The sequence below is a fragment of the Bradyrhizobium sp. 2TAF36 genome (genome assembly GCF_052114925.1).
Lineage (GTDB): Bacteria > Pseudomonadota > Alphaproteobacteria > Rhizobiales > Xanthobacteraceae > Bradyrhizobium > Bradyrhizobium barranii.
Genome location: NZ_JBFRFR010000006.1, coordinates 39,335 through 63,209 on the forward strand (window position 1 = coordinate 39,335; position 23,875 = coordinate 63,209).

Annotated in this window: 21 protein-coding genes and 1 pseudogene; 11 read left to right on the forward strand and 11 right to left on the reverse strand. The window is 59.9% G+C overall.

Features of this window, described 5'->3' with window-relative positions:
• Positions 1-56: 56 nt before the first annotated feature.
• From AB4Z51_RS04535 to AB4Z51_RS04575, 9 genes are all read right to left on the reverse strand, one after another.
• Positions 57-851: a metal-sulfur cluster assembly factor gene (locus tag AB4Z51_RS04535; RefSeq protein ID WP_441497101.1), complete on the reverse strand. Its 795-nt coding sequence runs from the start codon at positions 849-851 to the stop codon at positions 57-59.
• The gene (locus AB4Z51_RS04540) at positions 851-1,894 is read right to left on the reverse strand and encodes an amidohydrolase family protein (RefSeq protein WP_441497102.1); all 1,044 of its coding nucleotides are present in this window, start codon (positions 1,892-1,894) and stop codon (positions 851-853) included. Before AB4Z51_RS04540 ends, AB4Z51_RS04535 begins: the two co-directional genes overlap by 1 nt.
• A 111-nt stretch (positions 1,895-2,005) precedes the next feature.
• On the reverse strand, positions 2,006-2,362 hold the full coding sequence (locus AB4Z51_RS04545) for an MmoB/DmpM family protein (RefSeq protein WP_028150059.1): 357 nt from the start codon (positions 2,360-2,362) through the stop codon (positions 2,006-2,008).
• Between the two features lie 46 nt (positions 2,363-2,408).
• Positions 2,409-3,512 carry an aromatic/alkene monooxygenase hydroxylase subunit beta gene (locus AB4Z51_RS04550; RefSeq protein ID WP_135215636.1) on the reverse strand — a complete coding sequence of 368 codons (1,104 nt, stop codon included), beginning with the start codon at positions 3,510-3,512 and terminating at the stop codon, positions 2,409-2,411.
• A 49-nt stretch (positions 3,513-3,561) separates the two neighbouring features.
• Complete coding sequence (locus AB4Z51_RS04555; protein ID WP_135215637.1) at positions 3,562-4,602, reverse strand: 2Fe-2S iron-sulfur cluster-binding protein; 1,041 nt, start codon at positions 4,600-4,602, stop codon at positions 3,562-3,564.
• Positions 4,603-4,707: 105 nt separating this feature from the next.
• Entirely contained in the window at positions 4,708-6,378 is a 1,671-nt protein-coding gene (locus tag AB4Z51_RS04560; protein ID WP_028156528.1) for an aromatic/alkene/methane monooxygenase hydroxylase/oxygenase subunit alpha, read from the reverse strand.
• A gap of 150 nt (positions 6,379-6,528) precedes the next feature.
• Positions 6,529-6,663 (reverse strand): hypothetical protein, encoded by a 135-nt coding sequence (locus AB4Z51_RS04565; RefSeq protein WP_441497103.1) that lies wholly within the window; start codon positions 6,661-6,663, stop codon positions 6,529-6,531.
• Positions 6,664-6,792: 129 nt separating this feature from the next.
• The gene (locus AB4Z51_RS04570) at positions 6,793-7,164 is read right to left on the reverse strand and encodes a hypothetical protein (protein WP_244623268.1); all 372 of its coding nucleotides are present in this window, start codon (positions 7,162-7,164) and stop codon (positions 6,793-6,795) included.
• A gap of 57 nt (positions 7,165-7,221) precedes the next feature.
• The gene (locus AB4Z51_RS04575) at positions 7,222-8,265 is read right to left on the reverse strand and encodes an NAD(P)-dependent alcohol dehydrogenase (RefSeq protein ID WP_135215639.1); all 1,044 of its coding nucleotides are present in this window, start codon (positions 8,263-8,265) and stop codon (positions 7,222-7,224) included.
• A gap of 336 nt (positions 8,266-8,601) precedes the next feature.
• On the opposite strand from AB4Z51_RS04575, the gene AB4Z51_RS04580 reads away from it, so the two are divergent.
• The 9 genes and pseudogenes from AB4Z51_RS04580 (at position 8,602) to AB4Z51_RS04620 (ending at position 18,755) form a co-directional block, all read left to right on the forward strand.
• A complete protein-coding gene (locus AB4Z51_RS04580) occupies positions 8,602-10,479 on the forward strand; it encodes a sigma-54-dependent Fis family transcriptional regulator (RefSeq protein WP_135215676.1) in 1,878 nt (625 codons plus the stop codon).
• Positions 10,480-10,577: 98 nt separating this feature from the next.
• A complete protein-coding gene (locus tag AB4Z51_RS04585) occupies positions 10,578-11,000 on the forward strand; it encodes an SseB family protein (protein ID WP_135215640.1) in 423 nt (140 codons plus the stop codon).
• 137 nt (positions 11,001-11,137) lie between these two features.
• Positions 11,138-11,738, forward strand: a pseudogene (locus AB4Z51_RS04590) (transposase); the annotation flags it as partial.
• A 286-nt stretch (positions 11,739-12,024) separates the two neighbouring features.
• Positions 12,025-13,026 (forward strand): autoinducer 2 ABC transporter substrate-binding protein, encoded by a 1,002-nt coding sequence (locus AB4Z51_RS04595; RefSeq protein WP_028150067.1) that lies wholly within the window; start codon positions 12,025-12,027, stop codon positions 13,024-13,026.
• 112 nt (positions 13,027-13,138) lie between these two features.
• Positions 13,139-14,623, forward strand: coding sequence for a sugar ABC transporter ATP-binding protein (locus tag AB4Z51_RS04600; protein ID WP_135215641.1), 1,485 nt, complete (start codon positions 13,139-13,141; stop codon positions 14,621-14,623).
• Positions 14,616-15,626, forward strand: coding sequence for an ABC transporter permease (locus tag AB4Z51_RS04605; protein WP_135215677.1), 1,011 nt, complete (start codon positions 14,616-14,618; stop codon positions 15,624-15,626). The genes AB4Z51_RS04600 and AB4Z51_RS04605 overlap by 8 nt, the downstream gene beginning before the upstream one ends.
• The gene (locus AB4Z51_RS04610; RefSeq protein WP_063981228.1) at positions 15,616-16,623 is read left to right on the forward strand and encodes an ABC transporter permease; all 1,008 of its coding nucleotides are present in this window, start codon (positions 15,616-15,618) and stop codon (positions 16,621-16,623) included. The genes AB4Z51_RS04605 and AB4Z51_RS04610 overlap by 11 nt, the downstream gene beginning before the upstream one ends.
• 6 nt (positions 16,624-16,629) lie before the next feature.
• Entirely contained in the window at positions 16,630-18,045 is a 1,416-nt protein-coding gene (locus AB4Z51_RS04615) for an FGGY-family carbohydrate kinase (protein WP_135215642.1), read from the forward strand.
• The gene (locus AB4Z51_RS04620) at positions 18,042-18,755 is read left to right on the forward strand and encodes a class II aldolase/adducin family protein (RefSeq protein ID WP_063981226.1); all 714 of its coding nucleotides are present in this window, start codon (positions 18,042-18,044) and stop codon (positions 18,753-18,755) included. The genes AB4Z51_RS04615 and AB4Z51_RS04620 overlap by 4 nt, the downstream gene beginning before the upstream one ends.
• A gap of 90 nt (positions 18,756-18,845) precedes the next feature.
• On the opposite strand, the gene AB4Z51_RS04625 is transcribed toward AB4Z51_RS04620, so the two are convergent.
• Together AB4Z51_RS04625 and AB4Z51_RS04630 are read right to left on the reverse strand one after the other, a co-directional pair.
• A complete protein-coding gene (locus AB4Z51_RS04625) occupies positions 18,846-19,022 on the reverse strand; it encodes a hypothetical protein (RefSeq protein ID WP_167768162.1) in 177 nt (58 codons plus the stop codon).
• Between the two features lie 429 nt (positions 19,023-19,451).
• Positions 19,452-20,291 (reverse strand): DUF1194 domain-containing protein, encoded by an 840-nt coding sequence (locus AB4Z51_RS04630; protein ID WP_135215643.1) that lies wholly within the window; start codon positions 20,289-20,291, stop codon positions 19,452-19,454.
• On the opposite strand from AB4Z51_RS04630, the gene AB4Z51_RS04635 reads away from it, so the two are divergent.
• A complete protein-coding gene (locus tag AB4Z51_RS04635; RefSeq protein ID WP_441497104.1) occupies positions 20,283-21,302 on the forward strand; it encodes a hypothetical protein in 1,020 nt (339 codons plus the stop codon). The genes AB4Z51_RS04630 and AB4Z51_RS04635 overlap by 9 nt on opposite strands.
• 45 nt (positions 21,303-21,347) lie before the next feature.
• Positions 21,348-22,979 (forward strand): winged helix-turn-helix domain-containing tetratricopeptide repeat protein, encoded by a 1,632-nt coding sequence (locus tag AB4Z51_RS04640; protein WP_441497105.1) that lies wholly within the window; start codon positions 21,348-21,350, stop codon positions 22,977-22,979.
• Positions 22,980-23,875 lie beyond the last annotated feature (896 nt).

Genomic DNA, 23,875 nt, shown 5'->3' on the forward strand with positions numbered 1-23,875 from the left:
GAGGTCGTCTGGTCTGGACTTGTTATCGATGCTGCGCACCCGCATCACGGCACCTGTTACGTGCCCGGCGACGCCGGCATCGTCCTCGATTTCGGTACGAACGGTGTATCGAGGTCGAACCGCGCGGCAAGCAGGCCGCGGCACAGTGCGCCGTTGAATTCAGCATTGATGCCCACGCGCCGTAGATTCGACAGGTATGCGGCAAGGCCGTCGGCTTTCAGCCGCGCTCCGTTCGCATCGACAAAGGCTGGTTCACCACCGCTTGCCGGACCTACGACGGCACGTCGCTCGAGATAGCGCTGAATCAGCGTCTCACCTGCATCGTCGAGCGGCAGGCAACCGAGCTCCGTCAACGTCAGGCTCACGATCTCTGCCGGCGATTGCCCCAGCGCGATGAGGTGACTGAGTAGCGCAACCTGCCGGCGCTGGAACGCCTTGACGAGGAATGTCTGACGCAGATAATCGAGGCTGCCATCGGCCTCGGCGCCGAACGTTTCCTGGAACGAGCGCCCCTGCGCGAGGCCCGCATTGATCTTGTCGGCATACATGTGCTCACCCAAGACCACGCTGACGCCCTTGACCCAGTCCAACGCGCTGATGGACCGGCGCATGTCGTCCGCCATCAGGAACGAAAAATTGGCAGCGCACCAATAGGTCGGCAAGCGGAACTCGATGTGGACCCGATCCTTCGCGTCGACATCGGCCCTGGTCACGAAATTCAGGTCGATGACGGACTCGTCGAGTTCCGGGTCCATCACGTCTCGCAGGCAGGCCCATATCTGCGCCTGCCTGTCATCTGACGAATGGCTTCTCGGCCACTCCCTCCCCTCAACGCCACGCTTCATGGCCATCACCTCGGCGCGTGAACGGCTTCGGGCAAGTGGGCATAACCGCCGCCCGCCTGGATCTTCTTCTTTTGCGCTTCGACATCGATGCCGTAGATGCGCGCGGCATTGAGACCGAGGATCTTGATTTTCGTTTCCATCGACAGCACCGAACCGGTCTCCTTGGTGACGTCGGCCGGAATTTCAAATGCCATGAACTTGTCGATCAGCCATTTCGGCGTCCAGATGCCATAATCGCTACCGTAAAGGATCTTGTCCGGTCCGACCCAGAATAGCAGTTCGGAAATGACGTGGGCGAAGTACCCCGGCCGCGAATGGATGAAGGGCAACGCCACCGCGAGGCCGGCATAGACATTGGTTTCCTGGGTCGCGATCCAGCAGAAGTCGTCAAGGCGCGGCAAGCCACAATGCTCGACGATGAAGTTCAAATCCTGGAACGAGGTGGCGACGTCATCGATATCGGCGACATCGAACGCGTCCCGGTTCAGCGGGATGATCGTTGGCCCCTTGTGGACGTGGATGTTCTTGATCCCGAGCTTCTGCGCCGCCTCGAGATACTGGTAGGACGCCTTGTCGGTGAGCTTGTAGCCCTTCGACTCGCCACGCCATTCGGCGGTGTAAAGCTTGACTCCCTTCAGCTTGTGCTTCTCGGCGAGCGCATGAAGGTCTTCGATGCCCTTGGTACCGTCACGCGGATCAAAGGCGCCGTTCAGGATGAAGCGGTCCGGGTGGCTCTTCTTCATCGCCGAGTTTCGTTCGGTGGTGTTGAAGCCGTTCTTGTAGAAGTCGGTGAGATAGGTCGGCTGCAGGATCGCCATGTCGTCGTAACCGGTGACGAACAGGTCGTCGAACATCGTCTTGGCGTCGTACTTCTCGAACTTCTCCTTCTCCCATTTCTCCGACGGCGGGCTCAGATTCGAGTGATAGGCGTAGAAGCAGTCGATGAACTGCTTGCCATGGATGTTCTTCTGGTTGGCCGGGCTGCCATCCCAGAAATGCGTATGCCCATCGATGACAAAAATCTCTTCACCCTTGGCCGTCCTGTACATGGCGTTACTCCCGCTCCGCTGGATATTGCGTGTTGTTGTGAGGCGCGATTGATGTCGTCGAAAGGAGCCCGGCCGGCTCTGGTGCCGGCCAGGCTGGTTCGCTGGCGATCATTAAACGATGTATTTCATCATCTCGTTCATGTCGCCGAACAGCATGACGGTGTTGTCATCCGTCATGACCATGCGGCCGTAATGCGTCGAGGTTGAAATCTCGAAGAGATGCGGGGTCATGACGCGGCCCAACTCCTCGGAAATCTCATCCATCTTGAATTCCATCTTGCCGTCGCCATCGATACGGATCATCGCCGGCATGTAGGTCACCTTGATGTGTTCATGACGGCTCATGACTTCGGCGATAGCGCGCGCCTCGACGCTATCGTTCATTGTCACTCCGCATTGATGCGACACCGTGTCCTCGAACGTGATGTCTTTCATCGATTTGAAGATGTTGTCATTCTCGTGCAGCATGTCGGTCTCCAGAAGGATTGAGTGTGAGGGCGTGAAGCGATGCCGATTACGACGCCAGTCCGGCCGGAACCGTCAGGCCAAGCTCGGTGGCGATACCCCTGATACGATTCTTCGCGCGTGCCATGGCATCGGCGAAAGCCGCGACCTTGACCCGAGGCTGCGACCAGATGGGCTGCAAATGATTGGCGGCATCGAGCGCGAGATCGGCATGATTGGCCAACCATTTGTTGAACAACGCAAGGTTCTGCGCCCCGAAGGTCGGATCAGTGCCGAGGATGTGGAACAGCTCGACGGTGTTGGCGAGATTGCGCTCATAGTCGGCCTCCGCAGCGGAGACGACAGCCGGAGTGATGAAGTCGTTCTGCGCAGACGCCGCCTGCATCAGGAAGCCTGAGCGGAAGAGTTCGCCGACCAGCGGCTCGAACACCGCATTGGTCGCAAAATATTGCTCGAGATAGTCGTTTGAACCCATCACTGATTCGACCGACTTGCGCACGCCTTGCCAGATCGGATCTTCCAGCCAGTGCTTCTTGCCGGCGGCAATGTCGAAGCCTGGAAGGTCGAGGCCGATTTCGCTCAGATAAAGAGTGATGTCCTGCGCGAAGCGAAGCTTGTAGGACGAGTTGGTCAAGATCGCATTGTTGACCATCTGCGTGTAGCCGTAACGTTGCGCCTGCATCGTCGAGGTGCCGAGACCGAACTCGGCATGCTTGTAGGCTCCGAGATGGTTCTGCAATATCTTCACCCAGGCGGGATCGAAGCGGGTCGGCGCGCCCGATTTCCGGCCATTCTCGATGGTGTTCTGCACCATGCCGCAGATCGTCGACTGACGCTGGTAATGGGTACGCTCCCACTCCTGGTCGACAGCACGGAATTTGTGCCAGTTCGAGCTTTTTGCCGCCGTCCAGTCCTTAGAATAGGTCGGCGTTCCGTCAGGGAACGAGATGATCCAGTCCTGCAGCAGATATCGCTCGGGATCGGGTTGAACATCGACCGTCATGTCTTCGTAATGGGTCGCCTTGCGCCCCTTCGGTTCGAAGTAGTTGTACTTGCGGCTGTCGGAGCCCGGGAAAACCGCTGCCCCCGCGGCTCCGGATTTGACGATTGCCGCAGGCTTGGTCGCTGCTGCTCTGCTCGTTTGCGCGCTCATTGCTTACTCCCTTTCTGCCATTCTGTTCTGCGACGAACCTTGAACGCCGTCATCGCACCGCCGGCGTAAACTTGTCGAAAAAGATGTGGTCCGGCTCGACGCCGTTCATTTGCAGCACGGGCAATACGGCGTCGATCATCGGCGTCGGCCCGCACGCGTAGGCGTCGATGGCGCCGCTCAGCTTCTCCTCGCGTAGATGGCGCAGCACGACCTCGTGGATCAGTCCGGTCTCGCCGTCCCAACCGTCACCCGTCTCCACATGCGACAGTGCCGGCACGAATTTGAAATCGTTCAGCCGCGCCGCGATGGCCGCGAGCTCGTCGAGGTAGAACAAGTCGGCGCGGGTACGCGCTCCGTAGAAAAACCGGACCGGTCTCTGCTCGCCGCTCCCGATGTGATCGGCCAGGATCGACCACAGCGGCGACATGCCCGAGCCGCCGCCGATCAGCAGCATCGGCCCCGGACGTTCTTCCCGCCGGAAGCAGGTGCCATACGGCCCCTTGGCGATCACGGCGTCGCCGACGGCCAATTTCCCATCGAGCTGGGACGAGAATGCCCCGTTCGGATATTTCTTGATGATGAAGCGGAGATTAGTGCCCTCTCCGGGCGGGTTCGCCATCGAAAAGGCGCGGGTGATGGTGCCATCCTGAAGCGTCAGATCGACGTACTGGCCGGCCCAGAACTTCATCGGCCTCTCGATCTCGATCTCCAGCAATCTGATGTCTGACGTCAGCGCGCTAATCCCTGCCACGTGGCCGGAAAATGCCTTCACCGCGATCGAACGGCTGAGCAGGTCTTCGTCATAGTTGAGTAATTCAACACCGATGTCGCTGTAGACATGCGTCCGGCACAGCAGGACGTGGCCGGTCTCGCTCTCGTAATCCGGCAGAGCGAAGGTCGAGTATTTCAGAAGCTCGATGTCCCCCTCGATCAGCTTTGATTTGCAGCTGCCGCACTGACCTTCCTTGCAGCCATGCATCAGCGATATGCCCTGACGAAATGCGGCATCGAGGACGGTCTCGCCCTCTTCCACTTCCATCTCGATACCCACTGGTTCGAAACGAACCTTGTGAACCCGCACGTCCGTCATTATCCCGGCCCTGTCGTCGTGGCAGTTGTACAGAACGATCGGCAAACCGTTGCCGGTCCCGGCAAGAGGGGCCGCCGAAAGCGGCCCCTCCCCCTCATCATCTCTTTAGTGGCAGGGATTGATCTTGAAGCCCTTTCGGTATTCGGCCGTCGCCACCTCGCGCTCGATCGGCGAAAGCGCTCTGAAGCCACGCAACGGACTGCCAAGCGTGTGTCCGCGCACGTGATCGAGCGTCCACATGTCCTTGGAGTCGAAGCGCAGATGGGGTTGCGCGATCATGGTCTTGCCGTCGGGCCGGACAAAACCGAGATCCTTGATCGCGTCGGCGACGTCCCAGCCGTGATAGCAGTCCTCCCATTCACGGCGACCACTGAAGCGGCCCATTGCCGGCGTCGCGCGGCCCTCGTATTCCGCGGCGAACGCCACCTTGTGGGTCCAACGGCAACCTTCGGAGCAGTAAGTGTAGATCTTGCCGTCGACCTCGTCGCAGACGAAGTCCTCGCGGATCAGGCAAGGGACCATACAGCTCCAGCAACGATGCGGGTATGAATAGCCCACCTCGCTGTTGAAGAGGATGTTGGTCTCGCCGGGCACGCTGAGCTTGGCGTGCCATTTCCAGAAATCGCCGAATTCGGCGTACCAACCCGGATATTTGTGCTCGAACCACTCGAAATCACGCTCGGTCTGGGCCTCGATACGCCAGAAGTTCACCGACCATCCGACCGTGAAGAACTGCGCGGTCTTGTGGACATAGTTCTTCTTGACGATCCGATCCCAGGCGGCGGCGACGTCATCGTGATGGATCTTGATGCCGTACTTCTCGAGCGGCAACATGTAGGTCCGGTAATAGTCTTCGTAGATCCAGCGATGCCAGAGCTCGGCGTAGGACTCCTTGTTCTTGTCGCGGTTGGTCGTGCCGTACTCGATGAACGTCCCGATCGCGGCATCGACAATCGCGTGATTCTGCCAGAAGGCGTATTTCAGATCGCGCTCCAGCAACTGGTGGTTCGACGGATCGTTGATCATCGCCATCAGCATCGAGTGACCGTTGCCGATATGACGGGATTCGTCCGACTGGACCGACAGGAACACGGTCGGCAATGCATAGTCGCCATTGCGCGCCGCCTCCGACGGCATCGCCACGAACAGGGTATTGGTGAAGGCGGTTTCCGCGACGACCGTCAGATAGACGTTGGCCGCGGTGATTGCGTCACCGGTCAGGAAGCCCTCGGCGAACTGGCGGCCGATCGTGGTCGCATAGCATTTGCCGAACGCGGCTTCCGTGATATCGAACCCGGCTGGATCGATGTAATTCTCCATGTACCACTTCTTGAGGTTCATCTGGATCGTCGAGTGCCGGAACTCGTCGACCATCTGCATGGTGAAGCCGGTGCGCAATTCCTCGCCGGGCGCCAACCGCCCGACCATCGCCATCGAACGCGCCGCCGAGATCTCCGGGAACGGGATGATCGCCAGGAACAGCTTCATCCACTCGACCCATCGCGGCTCGACATTGCGGAACATGTCGCCGCGCAACGCCGCATCCAGCGCGCCATAGACGCGGTTGTCTTTCTCTTCCTGCATCGGGAAATATGACCGCAGGACCTGCTTCATCGGGTCGCGCGGTGTCTTCGAGATCTTGTAGTCGGTCGGGAAAGTCATCGCCTCCTGCACGTAGCTTGGCGTCCAACCAAGGTCCGCGACGCGGTTGGCCGCTTCAGCGATGCTGATCCCCTTCTGCGCGGTGATCTTGTTCAGTGTCAGACTTGCAGACATTTCCAGCTCCTTTGAACGTTGCGTTATCTTCAGCATTTTCGCTTCGGTTCCGGGTCAAACCCCTGGATCGCTTTGTTGAAATTCTCCGCCGCAAAACACACTTTGAGTCCGTTAAATCGATTGATTGATCTGCTGACTCGTCGCTTCACGTCAGCCCGGTTTCTCGGCGCTGACGGTCTCGTCACCTCCGTTGGCTCGTTTGATGAGAGGTTTGCCTTCGGCAACGAATTTCGCCGAGAGGACCAGCGCACCAGTAGCGAAATCCCTGCCGTGCGCGGCGATCATGGCCTCCGCTCTCCGCCAGCTGAATGAAGAAGGCGTCTTTCGACCCGGCTTCCTCGCTCATGTCCGGTTGCGGAGACGGCATTTGTGCCTGTTGCTTTGATGCAATCATGGTTGCGTTGCTCCTGCTCATCATGCGTGCCCCCAACGGTGGTGGTCGCCGGACGAAGGACCGTTGTCGATCTCCAGCAGGGACGTGTCGAGCCATTCACGCTCGGCCACCAGGCGTCGATGCTCCTCCCGGAGCATCTCCAGGCGCGCGACCGCTCGCTCCAGTTCAGCATGCGCGTCGCTTCCGGCGTCGGCGCGCGCCGCGCTACGCACGGCGCACGCGAGTTCGATTTCGGCTCCGCCGCGCGCGTACTCATTCTTGATTTGCATCTCGTTGTTATCGACCATCTCGTCGATCAGCCTGTCCCGGGCAATCATCCGATCGCGGGCGCGCTGCAATTCAGCGGCTTCCTCGGCGGTGATCGGTGGCCGGCATCGGCTGTCCTTTGTCACTCGCACCACTCTCGTTCGATGATCTGGACCGAGGCTTTGCATGTCGCGGCACATGCCCTAAGGGATCAGGACCGCGCGGCCATGAATGCGGCCATGATGCAGATCGTGAAGCGCGTCATTGGCCTGGCTCAGCCTGTATTCCTTGGTGTGGAGTTCGACGAGGCCGCGATCCGCGAGCGCCATCAGCTCCACCAGCTCGGCGTATGTGCCGACCAGGTTGCCGACGATGGTCTTTTCCGATGTGATCATGTCGATGGTCGGGATATCGATCTTCCCACCATACCCGACGATGTAGTAGTAGCCGGCGTTCGCTGTCATCGACAGGCCCTTGGCGATAGCGTCACCCTCGCCAACAAAATCGATCACGGCCTCCGCGCCGCGCCCGTCGGTCAGCGCCAGCACCGCCTCGACTTCGTTGCCGTCTGCCTTCACGACATGATGTGCACCGCACTTCTTGGCGAGTTCGAGAGACTGTTCGGCGCGATCGACCACGATGATTTCTGCCGCGCAGAGCGCTGCGAGAACCTGGACGCCGATATGGCCCAGCCCACCGGCGCCGATCACCACGACATGTTCGCCGGGTAACAGATGACGGGATGCCTTCTTCGCGGCGCGATAAGCCGTCAGCCCGGCATCGGTGTAGGGAGCAACATCCTTCGGTGCGAGCGACTTCGGCAGCTTGATCAGGGAGCGCTGCCCCGTCAGCAGATACTGCGCATAGCCGCCATTGGCATTGATGCCGGGAAACGAGCTGTCCAGCGCATGCATGTCGTCGCCGCGCCGGCACGCGAGACAATGCCCGCTGGTCACCAGCGGATGACAAATTACGCTGTCGCCAACCTTGATCCCTTCGACACCCGGGCCGATCGCTTCGACCCAGCCGGCGTTCTCGTGGCCCATGATGTATGGAAGCTTGACGTCGACCTTGCTGCGCCAGATGCCCTCAACGATGTGCAGATCGGTGCGACAGACGCCGGCACCACCGATGCGCACGATCACGTCCATCGGGCGCGAGATCTTCGGGTCAGTTACGTCATCGAACTTGACGAACTCCTTCGCCGTCAGCTTCTCGTCGAACTCATGAAGCACCGCCGCTTTCATTAAACGCCTCCCCGGCAAAATTATTATTCTGTCGATCTGACGCGATCGCCAGCTTGCTGAAAGGTTGAGCAAGGGCTGTGCCAAGCGCACAACGGCCTGATCTTTCTATTGTTCTTGCGATCTCGGGAGTGCTCGCGCCGATCCGCCTCGGAGCAGACTTTGCGCGCGACTGTTCCGAGACGGAACAGTTCGACGGCAGCAACAGCGGGTGAGCAGAAATTTGGATTTTTGATTGTTTGATCTATGATCGTGAGAACCGCGTCACACGCGAGAACGACCCGAACCGGGCTACGACCAAGAGGAAATCGCCAAGCAGCGACTCCCGGAGGAGCTATGATGCTGACCGCCAGCCGACGCATGGATAATGCTTGGATGACGCTCGATCAGCGCGGCGCGCCGCCGGCAGAGCTGCTATCGGCCGATATCTACGACAGCTGGATGCGCTGCATTTCGCTTGGTCTCGATACATTGCGCCCTCCTTCGCCCGAGTTCGTGAGCACCGCCGTTTTGCGCCAGGAGCAGCAGCGCTGCTCACTGATTCGCGGCCTGGCGCTCGCGGAGATGCACACGCTGCATCAGCAGATTGCCGGCTCCAATTTCATGATCGCCTTTGCAAATGCCAACGGCCTGCTGCTCGACATCATCTCGGACTCGAGCTTCAGTGATGCCTCGAACGCAGCGAGCATTCGGCCCGGCACTATCTGGACTGAAGCCATTTGCGGCACCAACGGCCTCGGCACCGCCGCGTATCTCAAGCGGGCCATCGTCGTTCACGGGGGCGAGCACTTTTTCTCGCGCTACCACAATCTTACTTGCATCGCGGCGCCAATCTTCGCGCCCGATGGCGAACTGGCCGGAATACTGGATGCGTCATCGGATTGCATGTCGAGGCAGGCGCATACCCAGGCGCTCGTCGCGATGGCGGCAACCCAGATCGAGAATGGTCTGTTCCGCGAACATCACCGCGGAAACATCCTGATCGCTTTCCATAGCCGCGGCGAATATCTCCATACGTTGAGCGCGGGCCTGCTGGCCGTCGACAACGAGGGCAGGATCCTTGCAGCCAACAGGGCCGCAAGCGTCCTGCTGCATGGCCTGCCAGCCTTGCCGGGTCGTCGCTTCGCCGACGTCTTTCGTACGAAATTCAACGCCTTTGTCGATGAAGGCCGGCGCAAGGAACGCCAGCGCCTCGAGGACGAGGTCGGTAGCCAGTTCGTCGCAACAATCGAGAACGCGCGCCAGTCCTCGATGATGCAAGCCATCTCGCGGCCTCGGCCGTCGACGCCCAAGGACGTTCCCACCCAGTTCGTCTCCGCCGATCCGGCGATCGCTTCCGTTGTCCAACGGGTGGGAGTCGCGGCGGTCCGCAAGATGCCGATCCTGATCCGAGGCGAAACCGGCACCGGCAAGGAGCAACTCGCCCGCCATGCTCATACCGCCAGTGGACGGGCCGGCGCTTTCGTCCCGGTGAATTGCGCAGCGCTCCCTGACAGTCTGATCGAGGCGGAGCTGTTCGGCTATGCCGAAGGCGCTTTCACGGGAGCAAAAAAGGGCGGCGCGGCGGGACTGTTCAAGGAAGCGGACGGCGGAACGCTCTTCCTCGACGAGATCGGCGACATGCCGGTGACGTTGCAGGCCGTGCTGCTGCGCTTTCTGGACGATTGGACTGTCCGGCCGGTCGGTGGCACCAAACGTCAGGTCGACGTTCTCCTGGTGTCTGCCACCAATGCCAATCTCGACGACTCGATTGCGAAGGGCCGGTTCCGATCCGATTTGCTGTTTCGTCTCAACACGCTGGAGGTGACGTTACCGCCTTTGCGCGAGCGTTCCGATTTCGCCGAGATCGCGCGCTATTTGATCCACAAGATCGATCCCTTGATGGATTTGACCGCAGGGGCGATTGATCGTTTGGCCGAACTCGATTGGGATGGAAACATCCGCGAACTGCGCAACGTGCTTTCCCGATTGTCGCTTGCCGAGCCGGGAGATCTGATCGACGAGACATCGGTCGAGTCCGTACTTGCACATTCAGGCGGCGAGCGCCTGACCGGCAAGGCGGTGGGTGGTGGGCTCAAGGCCAATCTGCATGAGATTCAGCGCTCGCATGTGCTGACCGCGTATGCGGAAACGGGCAACAACATCAGCAAGACCGCGCGCCGCCTGGGCGTGTCGCGCAATACGATCTATCGTGCCCTGCGCGGCAACAAGGATTAGCACAATCGTGGCGAAGGCTCTGCGGCGACAGCGCGATCCGGCTGTAACTGGAGGCGCTGAAGTCCAACCCCTCGTCGGGTTCAATTGGGAGTGTCGCCATGTTTGAACCGGAAAACGGTCTCGAAGCCCTGATGCAGGCTGCCGCAAGGGACGCCAGCATCGTTCCAGCATTCTATCGCGCGTTGCTCGCGACGGAGATCTACATTCTGACGCCGGAAGCGCCGATGAAACCTGGACGCCGTCGCTCGCTCAAATTTCAGGAGGAGATCAACGTTGCAACGGTCGACTTCCAGAACATGAAATGGCACCCCACCTTCACCTCAAAGAAGCGCATCTACGACTATATAAAGCAGCCTGAGGTGTGCCTTGGCGCCGCTGCGCGCAATCTGTTCGAAATGTTGCCTGACTCTAATTTCTGGCTCAATCCGTTGTCCGAATGTCAGAAGCCGCTGCCCGCCGCCGAGATCGCTCTCCTCATGAGTGGCGAGATCTTTGACATGCCGATTAAGTCCGCGCGATAGACGCAGACTTCCTGCCAGATGCTGTCGGCCAAGCGAAATTATTTCGAAAACGGCGCAGCGACATCAGTTCACTAGACCATCTGCCTGATTTCCTGAAGTGTGCCCGCAAAGGCTCGTGGCGAGCCGGACGGATGGGAATTCGCCAGGCCGAGGTCGGAGCGGCGAGGATAATGATCGAATGAACAGAGGAGCGCTTTGGTCTCAAGCCGGAGCGGCTTGCCGGGGATACCGCTTTCGGGGCTGCTCCGATGCTGAACTGGCTGGTCGAGGCGAAGGGCATCGCACCACATATCCCCGTGTTCGACAAGTCGAAGCGAGATGACGGTACCTTCTCGCGCAGCGACTTTCGATATGATCCGACCAGCGACGTCTACCACTGCCCCGGCCGGAAAGCGGCTCGGGACGAGCGGCACCGTGCACGGGGGCAAAACGCTTTTGTATCGTGCGAGCAAGCTCGACTGCGACGCATGCCCGCTTAAACCGCAGTGCTGTCCAAAAGAACCATCGCGCAAGATCCTGCGCAACATACATGAGCACGCCCGGGACGTCGCCCGGTCGTTCGCTGGCACCGAGGGATTCGAGACGTCGCGACGTCAGCGCAAGAAGATCGAGATGCGGTTTGCGCATTTGAAGCGCATCCTGAGGCTTGGTCGGCTTCGGCTTCGTGGCCCACGGGGCGCCCAGGACGAGTTTGTTCTTGCTGCAATCGCTCAAAATCTGAGGCGCCTCGCGCGTTAGGGTCGGCGGATCAAAGCCGGTCGGCCTTACCGAATGGCCGAAAGACATCCGTCGGTTACAGCCGACTTTTGCAACAAAATCGGCCATGCCCGGACATCGCCACAGGCGGGGCTAGCTGACATGTCGCTTGCTTGACACCTCTCGTAGCGTTGGTCTCTAATCCCCAGGCAAGTCCTGAGGCTGGAGGCGAAATTTTCGCCGCCAATCAAGAATAAGGCCAACTGCTCCGCCAGGCGAGTGCCGGGTAAAGGAGCGGAGGCTAAAAATAGCTTCCTGGGAGGGAACAATGGACAGACGCCAGACAATCAAAATGCTTGGTGGTGCGGCGGCGATCGCCGGTACCGGTTTTCCGGGGTTTGCTTTTGCGCAGGCTCAAAAGGAAATGGTCACGGTCGTGAAGATCGCCGGCATTCCGTGGTTCAACGCTCTTGAAAAGGGAATCCAGAAGGGCGCCAAGGACTTCAGCATCAATGCCACCATGGTTGGACCGGCGAACGTCGATCCGGCACAACAGGTAAAGCTGCTCGATGACCTGATCGCCAAAAAGGTCAACGTGATCGGCTTGGTGCCGCTGGACGTCAAAGTGTGCGAGCCGGTGCTCAAGCGCGCCCAGGCGGCCGGCATCAAAGTCATCACCCATGAGGGCCCCGAACAAGAAGGCCGTGACTGGAATGTCGAATTGATCGATTCCGTTCGCTTCGGTGAAGTGCAGATGGAGCGTCTCGCCAAGGACATGGGCGGCGAAGGCGATTACGTGGTTTATGTCGGGACGTTGACGACGCCGCTTCACAACAAATGGGCCGACGCCGCGATTGCCTATCAGCAGAAGAATTTCCCGAAAATGAAGCTCGTCGCCGACCGTTTCCCCGGCGCCGACGAGATCGATACCAGCCAGCGCACGACGCTTGACGTGATCAAGGCCTATCCGAACCTGCGCGGCATTCTCGGCTTCGGCTCGAATGGGCCGATCGGGGCCGGCAATGCGGTGCGTCAGCAACGCCTTGGCAAGAAGATCGCCGTGGTCGGCACGGTGCTGCCGAGCCAGGCGAAATCGCTCATCGCGGATGATACCATCCGCGAAGGTTTCCTTTGGAATCCCACCGATGCAGGTTACGCCATGGTTGCAGTTGCCAAGCTCGTGCTTGATGGCAAGCCAATCACGGATGGCGTCGATGTTCCCGGCCTCGGCAAGGCTGCGGTCGATGTGGCCGGCAAGCAGATCAAGGTCGACAAGATCATGCGGATCAACAAAGAAACCATCGACGGACTGATCGCCGGAGGACTCTAGAACTACACCGGTCCCAGCCGCCTCGTCGCGCTGCATTCCCGGCTTTCCGGCCGGGAATGCGATCCTCGTCGAGGCGATCGCTTGACGAGCGGTCCCATTACAGGACGAAGCCTTGACGACTTTCCTTGAGATGTCCGGCATATCAAAACGTTTCGGCGGCGTGCATGCGCTTCGCGACGTCGATCTGACGCTGGAGATCGGAGAGGTGCATTGCCTTGTCGGCGAAAACGGATCCGGCAAGTCCACGCTGATCAAGATCATTTCCGGCGTCGAGGCGCCGGAACCAGGAGGCCGGATCGTCATTTCCGGCAAGGAGTACCCAAAACTAAGCCCGGTCTACTCCACCCATTGCGGCATTCAGGTCATCTATCAGGATCTATCGCTATTCTCCAACCTCACCGTCGTCGAGAACATCGCCATGGCTCACCATCTTGGCGGCGTCCACACGGTGAACTGGTCCTCTATGCGGGCCATCGCCATGGCCACAATGGCGAAGGTCGGCATTCAGGTCGATCCAGAAACAAAAGTCTCCGAACTCAGCATTGCCGGACGCCAGCTGGTCGCGATCTGCCGGGCCTTGGCGGCGGATGCCAAACTTCTCATCATGGATGAGCCGACGGCGTCGCTGACCCGCCACGAGGTCAACACCTTGATCAAGCTCGTCAGCGACCTAAAAAGAAGCGGTATCTGCGTCGTATTCGTGAGCCATCGCCTCGACGAGGTGCTTGAGATTGCCGAACGCGTGACGGTGCTGCGGGACGGCGCCAAGGTAGGCACCTTTGCCGCAGCGACCATCGACGGCAGCAAACTCAGTCACCTGATGACCGGGAAGGCTTTCGAGTATCAGAAACAGGTGCCCGACCTTGCCGTGGGTGCGGTTGTTCTCGAAGTCCAGGGCCTTGGCCGCGATGGTGACTACGACGATGTGAGCTTGCAGTTACGCGCCGGAGAAGTCGTGGGCCTTACCGGATTGCTTGGATCGGGCCGAACCGAGCTCGCACTGTCGCTGTTCGGCATGAACCCGCCCGATCGAGGCACCATGGCGCTTGACGGCCACCGCATCGCGCTGAACACGAATGCAGACGCGATCCGTCGAGGCATCGCCTACGTATCTGAGGACAGGCTTACACTTGGCCTCATCCTTGACCAGTCGATCACGTCGAACGTCACGCTGACTGTTTTGGAACGTCTTGCCGGCGCGTTCGGCCTGATTGCCGCACGCGCGCGGCAAAGCCATGTTGCGCGGTGGGTCGCCGAACTCGGAATCAAGGTCTCTGATCCCAACAACCCGGTCAAGACGCTCTCCGGCGGTAATCAGCAGCGGATCGTGCTCGCCAAATGGATGGCGACCAACCCACGAGTGCTTATCCTTGATAGCCCGACGGTCGGTGTCGACATCCGCGCTAAGGATGGGATTTATGAGATCATCCGGCGGCTGGCCCGCGAGGGCGTCGCAGTGCTGATGATATCGGACGAAATCCCCGAGGTACTTTATCACAGCCATCGCGTGCTGGTGATGCGCGAAGGGCGTTTGACCGCTGACGTGATGGCCGCAGACACCTCCGAAGATGCGCTTCGGCAGGCAGTCAATGCCTGAATCGCGGTTTGCTTCATTTGGCAGGTTTCGGCGCAGCCATGAGTTCTGGCTGTTGATCGTGATCCTCGTGCTCTGCGTCAGCCTGGGCGCGGCGAACGGCCAGTTCCTGACCATGCAGAATCTGTTCGACCTGCTGACCTCCTACGCATTCGTAGGCATCCTCGCCCTCGGGCTGCTCGTGGTGCTGATCGCCGGCGGAATCGACATCTCCTTCACGGCGACGGCATCGGTGGCGCAATATGTCACGCTTACGGTGGCGAACGCATACGGCGCGAACTGGATCTGCGTTTTTGCGATCGCGATCGGCATTGGCGGTGCGCTCGGCGCCCTCAACGCGATCTTCATCCAGAAGCTTCGGATACCATCAATCATCGTGTCCGTCGCAACGTTGAACATTTTCTATGGGCTGCTGATTTTCTTCACGGGCGGTAAATATATCTATTCGTTACCCGACTGGTTCGCGACCGGGATATTCTGGTTCGAGTTCGATTGGGGCAAAGATACGTCCTACGGCGTCAACCTGCAGATCCTCGCGCTCGGGTTCTCATTTCTCTTCACCTGGCTCCTGCTCAATCGTAGCAATATCGGTCGTCAAATCTACGCCATGGGGGGCAATACCGATGCCGCGCAGCGACTCGGCTTCCATGTCTTCGGCCTCAACATGCTGGTCTATTGCTACATGGGGGTCATGGCCGGTATCGCCTCACTGGTCCAGGCGCAGCTTGCACAGTCCGTCGCTCCGACGGTGCTGGTGGGCAAGGAGCTCGATGTGGTTGCGGCCGTCGTGCTCGGCGGCGCCAGCCTGATGGGCGGCGTCGGCACCGTTCTCGGCACGTTTCTGGGGTTGGCACTGCTCGCCATCCTGCAGAATGGAATCATTTTGCTTGGCGTTTCGTCCTACTGGTCGCCATTTTTTGTCGGGTTGGTCATTCTGATCTCGGTCTCGGCAACAGCCTGGTCGCAGCGAGAACGGCGGACCCGGAGCGCGCGGCATGAGAAATGAGTCCACCCTCGCCCTTCGCGGACGCCTGATCCGTTTTGCCGGCAGCGGGACGATCGCAACCCTGATGCTGTTGTTGGTCGCGCTCTGGTTGGTGTTCGCCATTACCATCGGCGACCGGTTTTTCTCCGTCAACACGCTGCAATCGATGGCCTTCCAGATGCCGGAGCTCGGCATCCTTTCGCTTGCGATGATGCTGGCCTTGTTATCTGGAGGCCTCAACCTTTCCATCATCGCCACCGCTAATCTCTCTGGACTGACCATTGCCTTCCTGCTGACGCACTACATTCCGGGCACTCAGGGCATTGCCTGGGTCGGCGTACAGGTGCTGGCGATTGCGGCAGGGTTTGCCGTCGCGGCACTGGTCGGCCTTGTCAACGGATTTGTCATCGCCTATCTCGGCGTTTCGCCGATCCTCGCAACCCTCGGCACCATGACACTCTGCAAGGGACTCGCGATCGGCCTGACGCGCGGCAATGTCATCTCCGGATTTCCGGAGCCCATTGTTTTCATCGGCAATGGAACGGTTCTCGGGGTGCCTTTTGCCCTGATCGTGCTGGCGCTCTGTGCGTTGCCGGTCGCGCTCATGCTAAACGCAACGCCCTTCGGGGCAAGGGTTTACATGATCGGCTCGAACGAGAAGGCAACCCGCTACTCCGGCGTCGATACCCGCGCCGTCCTGCTCAAGCTATATGTCCTCTCGAGCCTGCTCGCCGGTGTCGCAGCGGTCGTCATGCTGGCACGTTTCAATTCAGCCAACGCGGCATATGGCGAGAGCTATCTGCTCGTCACCATTCTTGCAGCAGTGCTCGGTGGCGTCGATCCATTTGGCGGCTTTGGCAAGGTCGGCGGATTGCTGCTTGCGCTGATAATCCTTCAGGTGATCTCCTCGGCGTTCAACCTTCTCAATCTCAGCCAGTTCCTCACTCTGGCGATCTGGGGGGGCATCCTGATTGCCGTTGCTGCGGTTCCCCATCTGGGCGGCAAAGCGCCCCGGTAGACAACGATGACAAGATCGGAAGCCTCTCCCCGGATCGCGGTTCTCGACATTGGCAAGACGAATCTGAAACTGCTGGTCGCGAGTGAGGACGGCTGGCCGCTCGAAGCACTTTCGATCCCGAATGTGCCGACCACGGCAGGACCATACCTCGCCTATGATCTTGCCGGGCTGGAAGAGTGGTTCCTCGACACTTTGGCCGTGGTGACGCAACGCCACACCATCGGCGCGGTGATCGCGACCGCGCATGGGTGTGGCGCCGTTCTTGTCGAAGGTGACGAGCCAGTGCTGCCGATGATGGACTATGATGCGGTCTCGCCGCCTGAGATCGACCAGACCTACGCCCGGATTGCGCCTGCCTATGATGAAGTGTTTTGCGGTATCAGCGGCGCGATGCGGCTCGGCAAGCAATTGCTCTGGCAGGAAAGCGCATATCCCACCGCATTCGCCCGCGCGAAAACCTATCTTACGACTGCGCAGTATTTCGCCTTGCGGCTCGGCGGGTGTGCTGCAAGTGAAATTTCACAGCTCGCGGCTCAGAGCCATATCTGGGACCTTTTCCACCATCAGCCTTCCTCCCTGATGCGCAAGCGCGGCTGGGACCGTCTTCTGCCGGAGCGGGCATCCGCCGGTGCGGTGCTAGGGAGGATTTCGGAGGCCGTAGCCAAGCGTACCGGCCTGGCGCGCTCGACCGAAATCCTCTGCGGCGTGCATGATTCCAACGCCAACCTGTTCCGCTACAAGGCCGCCGGCATGGCCGATACCTCGATCCTATCAACAGGCACCTGGATGATCGGCTTTCAGCGCGGCCTCGCGCTAGACAAGCTCGACGCCACACGCGGCATGGTGCTCAATATCGATGTCGACGGTGAGAACGTACCCTCCACGCTGATCGCGACAGGCCGCGAATACGACTTGATCAGCAGAGACCACGACGCTTCTGATGCAGCCGTCCTCACCGCATTGCCGAGTCTACTGGCCCTTGGAACCCTGGCACTCCCCTCCTTCGTTGGGGATGATGGACTGTTCCCCGGTGCAGCTCACCGCGGACGCATTATCGGACCGCGGCCCGAGACGCCAGCCGAATGGCAGGGGTTGGCAGTCCTCTACGCCGCATTCAGCGCAAACCGCTGTCTAGATGCGCTTGGCAGCTCGAAACACATCGTCATCGACGGTGGCTTCGCCGCCAACCTGCCCTTCGCGCGCGCTCTGGCCGCGTTGCGGCCATCGCAGAGCGTCTCCGTGAGCCAATCTCGGGATGGAACGGCGCTCGGCGCGGCGCTGCTGTGGCGGAGATTTTCGCGTACGATTCCGGTTTCGAGCGTGGTGCTTGAAGCTGTCACGCCGCTCGGCGAGGATGAGTGCAAACGCACCCTTTCCGCCGCCTATCAATCCTGGATTTCTTTTTCGGAGCACCCATCATGACAGACCGCAATCATGCCGATCTCCGCCAGGGCATCGTCGATACCTGCAAGGAGATGAACCGAAACGGTCTCAACCAAGGGACTTCCGGCAATCTTTCGCACCGGATTCCAAACGGCATGCTAATCACACCGACAAGCTTGCCCTACGAGCGCATGCGGTCAGAAGACATTGTCGCGATGGATTTTGCCGCGAATTACCAGGGCAACCATCGCCCTTCTTCAGAATGGCGTTTTCATCGCGATATTCTGCGAGCGCGGGCCGACATAAACGTCGTGCTTCATACGCATTCCACCTTCAGCACCATTCTCGCCGTGCACGAGCGTGGCATTCCCTGCTTCCACTACATGGTCGCGGTAGCCGGTGGCAACGATATCCGTTGTTCGCCTTATGCCTGCTTCGGCACACAAGCGCTGTCGGATTATGCCGTCGATGCGCTCGAAGGACGAAATGCCTGCTTGCTCGGCCATCATGGCTTGATCATAACGGCGCAGACATTTGAAAAGGCGCTTTGGCTTGCCGTGGAGGTGGAGACCCTGGCGAAGATGTATGTCCACGCGCTGGCGATCGGCGAACCTCCGCGCCTCAGCGAGACCGAAATGGCACAGGTCCACGAACAGATGAAACGCATGGGCTACGGCCAGGCGCCCGATCTTGACGACGTCGGTGATGTTCCACGCGCCATGCCTCAGTCGAAACTGGCGCCACATTGACTCAGAGTGTCGTTGAACGCGGCTAGTCTTCTCTTCGCTAAGGAAACTTGCAAGCAACTCTACCAGCCGCTGGTGATCAATCGAAAATTGTCAGACAGCGTGCCAATATCCCTTGTGAATATCGAACTTCACGGCGCCGTCGTCACGCATCTTCAACAAGAGCGATTGGCAATCGTCCTCATGCTTTATGTTCACGCGCTTCATGATTTCGAAAACCTTCAGAGGCTTTTCGCCAAGGGCAATCAGAATCTTGTCTCGATCAGTCATTGGGGCTCCTTGTATCGGCATCGGCGACGGTACGCGCTGTGCAGATCGTCTGCAACGGCCGCGTTCGCTTGACGAGGTCCGTTCCGGGTCACCAGGCCCGAAGCTGCCGCGCCAATACAACAGCACGGAGCGAGCTTCGCTACCCCCAGCGCGACGACCACACCGGATACGTGCTCTTTTCGTTCGTGCACAGCCCGCGAGGGTGTTAGGCAAGCTCGCCTGCTGATGAGTGGGGGGGGGACAGCATCCACGATCCTTGCCTTTCCGGCCGACGGAAGCAGTTTCCGCATTTGATGATGAAGTCGGACATCTCCGGTAAAGCAGAAGTCAGCCATAACGCCAATTATGTCGGCTGAGGGCCGTGAGCAGACGTACTACGCTCGTTCAACGCGGATCGAACTGTGCGCCTTCCAAAAGGTACCGAAGCGCTCACCACCGGCTTCGTTTCGCCCATATTGCCTCACCAATGAGGCAGGATATTCGCGGCTCCCTTTCGGTCACCGAAACGATCCGGTCCCGGGGCACGCCGCCGGCAACCTCGAGCACGAGCTTTGTTCGGATCGCCTCCTTGAACCCGTCACGGCTTCTGATCGTCACCATAAATGAGCCGGCCCCGCCAATCACACAATCCTCGTAATAGAGATCGAGGTCGTCGATGTCCATTTGCGACGAAAGTCTTCCTTCGAGCATGATCGGCAATCCGTTGATGGTAATGCCCCTTGCCAGCGCCGCATCACGTGCGATGGTAACTGGGCTTCCGTCGTTGTTCACGCCATCGCCGGAAACGTCGATCACACGCCGCAGTCCACGATACGGATCCGCATCGAACAGCGGCAATGCGAAATTTATCGCGCCAGAGATCGAGGTGCGTGAGCCCATGCGAACCGGCGCTTTCGCGATTTCCGCCGCCACCGCAGCTGCAGATTCGCGGCTGTCGATCAATCTCCACGGCACGATGATTTTCTGATCGCTCGGTCCAGACCATTCCACATAGACCAGGGCCAACCTTCGGTTCCGCCCGGCCTTGATCGCCTGGAGAAATTCGTTGGAAACGATGGCCTCCGCGTAACCCTCGCGCTGAAGCAAAAGCTCGCCAGGATCCATTGAATAGGAGACATCAACAGCAAGAACGAGTTCGACATCGACCGATGGCTGCTCGCTGCCGGCAACCACTCGGTACCCCGAATTGAGGGCGGCCGTGTTGGCGACTTCACCTCCGACGATCGCTCCGGCGATCAATGCCGCTGCGATGGAGACACGATGAAGCATGGTGGCCTCGCTGCTGGTTCCTCTTCATGGTGGCAGAAACGCCGCTGCCTGATCGATCGGTCCAGTGCCGGGTGCGGATTGATGCGAGCGCGCGAAGATGAACCGAGATGTCACGTGTATTTCGGAGGCGGCTCTGCCGTCCTGGCCGATGAGGATCAATCCGGCGCCGCCATTTGCTACATTCAGAACAATCGGCTCGCCACTCCACGTCTTGATTGGCTCCATTCCGATGATGAGAAATTCGCCGATAGGCTGGTCAAGATATTGGATGCGCAATTGCGGGCCGACTTCGGCTGCCGCGAGTTCGAAGCCGAGCTGTCGAGCACGCGCGTAAACATCAGCCAAGGTCACAGTATCGGACGTGAATCCAAGCTGGGCTGGCGATACGAGGACAAGCTCCACGTCTGTCTTGCGAGAGCCAAGGATGAATGTCGGTCGAGCAAGTATTTCAGCGGCCTGCCCCCCGATACCGCAGCCCATGCCGTCCAGCTTATTGCGCAGTCCAAGCGGATCAGCGAAGGTACCAATGGTAATGGTCTTCCATGTCGCCACATCGCGGCCGGACTGAATGAGTTGCTGGGACACTTCGGCGGGGCGCGTCTTGAGCTTCAGCTGGTTTTGCAAGACATCGCGAGCCGTGCATTGAGCCCGCGCTGGATTGGTTGCGAACTGAACGATGCAGGCCGCGCACAGTATCGACACAATGAAGTAACGGCTGCCCCGGCGCGCGCGCGAATGACGGTCGACTCCGCCGCAACGCGCCCTTCCCGCTGTGATAGCTATCGAAAATCTCTTCCGCATTTGCAATCTCGCGAGAAGAAAGAGACCACCGTCTGGCACTGGACACACTGTGCGCCCTGTGAGCGCGGTGCAGCTTTCTCGGTATCGCGTTATTCGGTTACCGCGGGCTCAGGGCAGCGGCTCTCCGGTTGTCAACGTAGTGCAGGTCTGCGGGAAAACCGTACGAAAAGGCACGATAAAGGACGAAATCGGGCTCTGCCGCTGCCTTGAGACGCACTTTCCGGTCCGCTAAGATCAATGGCGGGAGGTGTGCGCATGACCTGCCTGCGGCTGAACGGATACACGCTCAATTTGGATCAGGCGCAGTTATTTGACCTGCACGGCCAGGCCGTTGAGCTGCGGCCTCAGGCTCTGGCAGTGTTGCTTGAATTGGGGCGCCGTCCCGGAGAGCTGGTTACAAAACTCGATCTCGGTGCGCGAGTGTGGCCGGGCGTTTCGGTCACCGACGACTCGCTCGTGCAATGCGTGGTCGAGATCCGGCGCGCGCTCGGTGACAGCCGGCAGCAAGTCGTGCGAACGATGCCACGACGTGGTTACCTTCTGATCGTTGACGCGGCCGACACGGCGCCGCGCGATGTGCGAAGATTCCATCGCCTGGCCGCCGCCCTTGCGATGGTGGCAGTCGCGATCGTGGCGGTCTGGCAACTTCTACTGCTCGGCGCCGGCTCCGGGCCTCCCAAGGTACACAACAGGATGGTGGCCGATGTTGCAGTTCTACCCCTGCGCGTACTTAACACCTCTCAGGAAGGCAGTCCGGACGGCAACGGATTAGCCTACATGATTGCCTCCGAACTTGCGCGCAACCCCGACCTGCACATCGTCTCAACCCTCGCCACAGCCGAACTTAGCGGCAAGAACCTGTCGCCGGCGCAGATCGCTGCGATGACCCGCGCTCGCTACCTTGTGGATGGCAGCGCGGAGAGACGCGGCGACCGGCTGCAGCTCCACGTGCAATTGATCGATTCCGGCAACAACCGCATCGTCTGGAGCGGCCGGTTCGAGCCCACTGCGCRGGACCTGCCCGACGTTACTGAAACGTTGATCTCTCGGATCAGCGCCTCGCTTGGTGCAACCGTGCGCGAGTCGGACCGGGCGGCGTTACGGAGCCGCGCGCCGGCCTCGCTTGATGTGCATGCGCGCGTGCTGCGCACGCTTGCGCTGACCATGGCACCAAGTTCCGAGAGCCTCCGCCAAGCGCGGCAGGAACTCGAACTGGCGGTCCGCCTTGATCCGAACTACGCGCCCGCGTGGACGGGACTCGGACTGGTGAAGAAGATGCTGATTTTTGGCCATCACGATCCTGGGCTCAGTCGTCAGGACTTGCCGCAGGCGATCGCCGACGTCAGGCGCGCGATTGCGCTGGACCCGCTGCGTGCCAGTTCGTGGCGAGTGCTGTCCTTAGTAACCGACGCAGGTCAGGACCCTGAGTCAGCGGTGAGCGCGGCCGAGCGGGCGATCGAGCTCGGCCCTGGCGATCCGGACAACTGGGTCGTCCTTGCCGGTGCATTGCATTATGCCGGTCGAACCCAGGCAGCGATTGAAGCCTTCGAGAAGGCGATCTCCTGGAACCCGGTACGCCCAGCACACTACGCGCTCTACGGGGCAAGGCTGCGCTATTCCGTGCAGGATTACGAGGATGCGCTGCGTTTCGCCCGCGAATGTATGGATCGAACACCTGCGATAGGTGTCTGCAAGGCGGTCTGGCTATCGTCGCTTATTCGTACCGGCCATGCCGCCGACGCGGAGGCGGCGTGGCCAGCTTTGGTCGCGGCCGCACCCTCTTTGCAGACGTACCGGATGACGCCGCGGAATACGCCGATGGCTCTGGCGGTTGATGAGGACCTCGACAGACTTCGCAAGAGCAACACCTCGGCAATGGCCCAGTAAAGCTTCAGGCGCGTGAACCTGATGTGATCATTCCAAGTTGGCCTTTTTCGGCGCAGAAGCGGCTTCGAGGCTGTTCCGGATGGAGTGATCCGCGTCGCTTTGCCGTTTGAGGCCGGTGTCAGCTCRTTCTAAGGGCCGCCAACAGGCGACGTCCAGAAGCTACCAACTGAAGTGGCCTTTATTCAACTGTCTCTCTTCAATTTCGACATGACATCATCTCCGCCCGTGAGAACGTATCGAAGCGCGTACCCGATCAGCCAAGACGCCGCCGCTAGGCCCAGGCCAACCATTGCTAGATCGATGTTGATTCGATCCCAGGCGAACCCAGCCGCAATAAGCGTCATCCATGCTTGCGCTACCGACCTGCCGCAGGTGCATGCCGCGCCTGCGCGCGCCCAGGTGCTCTTGGCGGCCGAGGAGATGCGACGCAGATCGCGCGCTGCTCGAACTGTGGCTGGACGATGCGGTAGCCTGATGAGGCATTCGCGAATTTGTGTGCGTGTCAGTCGCGGAGATCGCCATCAATATCTGGACTCTCCGGTTCCACGCGCCATAATGAGGCGATGGACGGGATATCCAAAACCTTAAATTGTGCGCGTTGCGGCAAGCCGCTGGTCCTGATAGCGCGACCGGATGGCAAGGGCCCACTCCGGCCGACATGCTTGCATTGCGAGGAAGCCGATCCGATCACGTCGCCCGAGGTCGCCAGGTGGTTTGCTGGGGAATTGCAGCCGCCGAAGGGATAGGCCGTGAGGATCGCTGCCATGGCCGTGACTGCCGCATAGTGCCGAGCTTGAGATGCTCGGGGACGACCGTCGTTGGCCTCAATTGTGTCGACAAATTACGGTACTGATTCGCCAGTGAGCCAGCGTCTCGCAATCGGTTGGTCCTTTGGC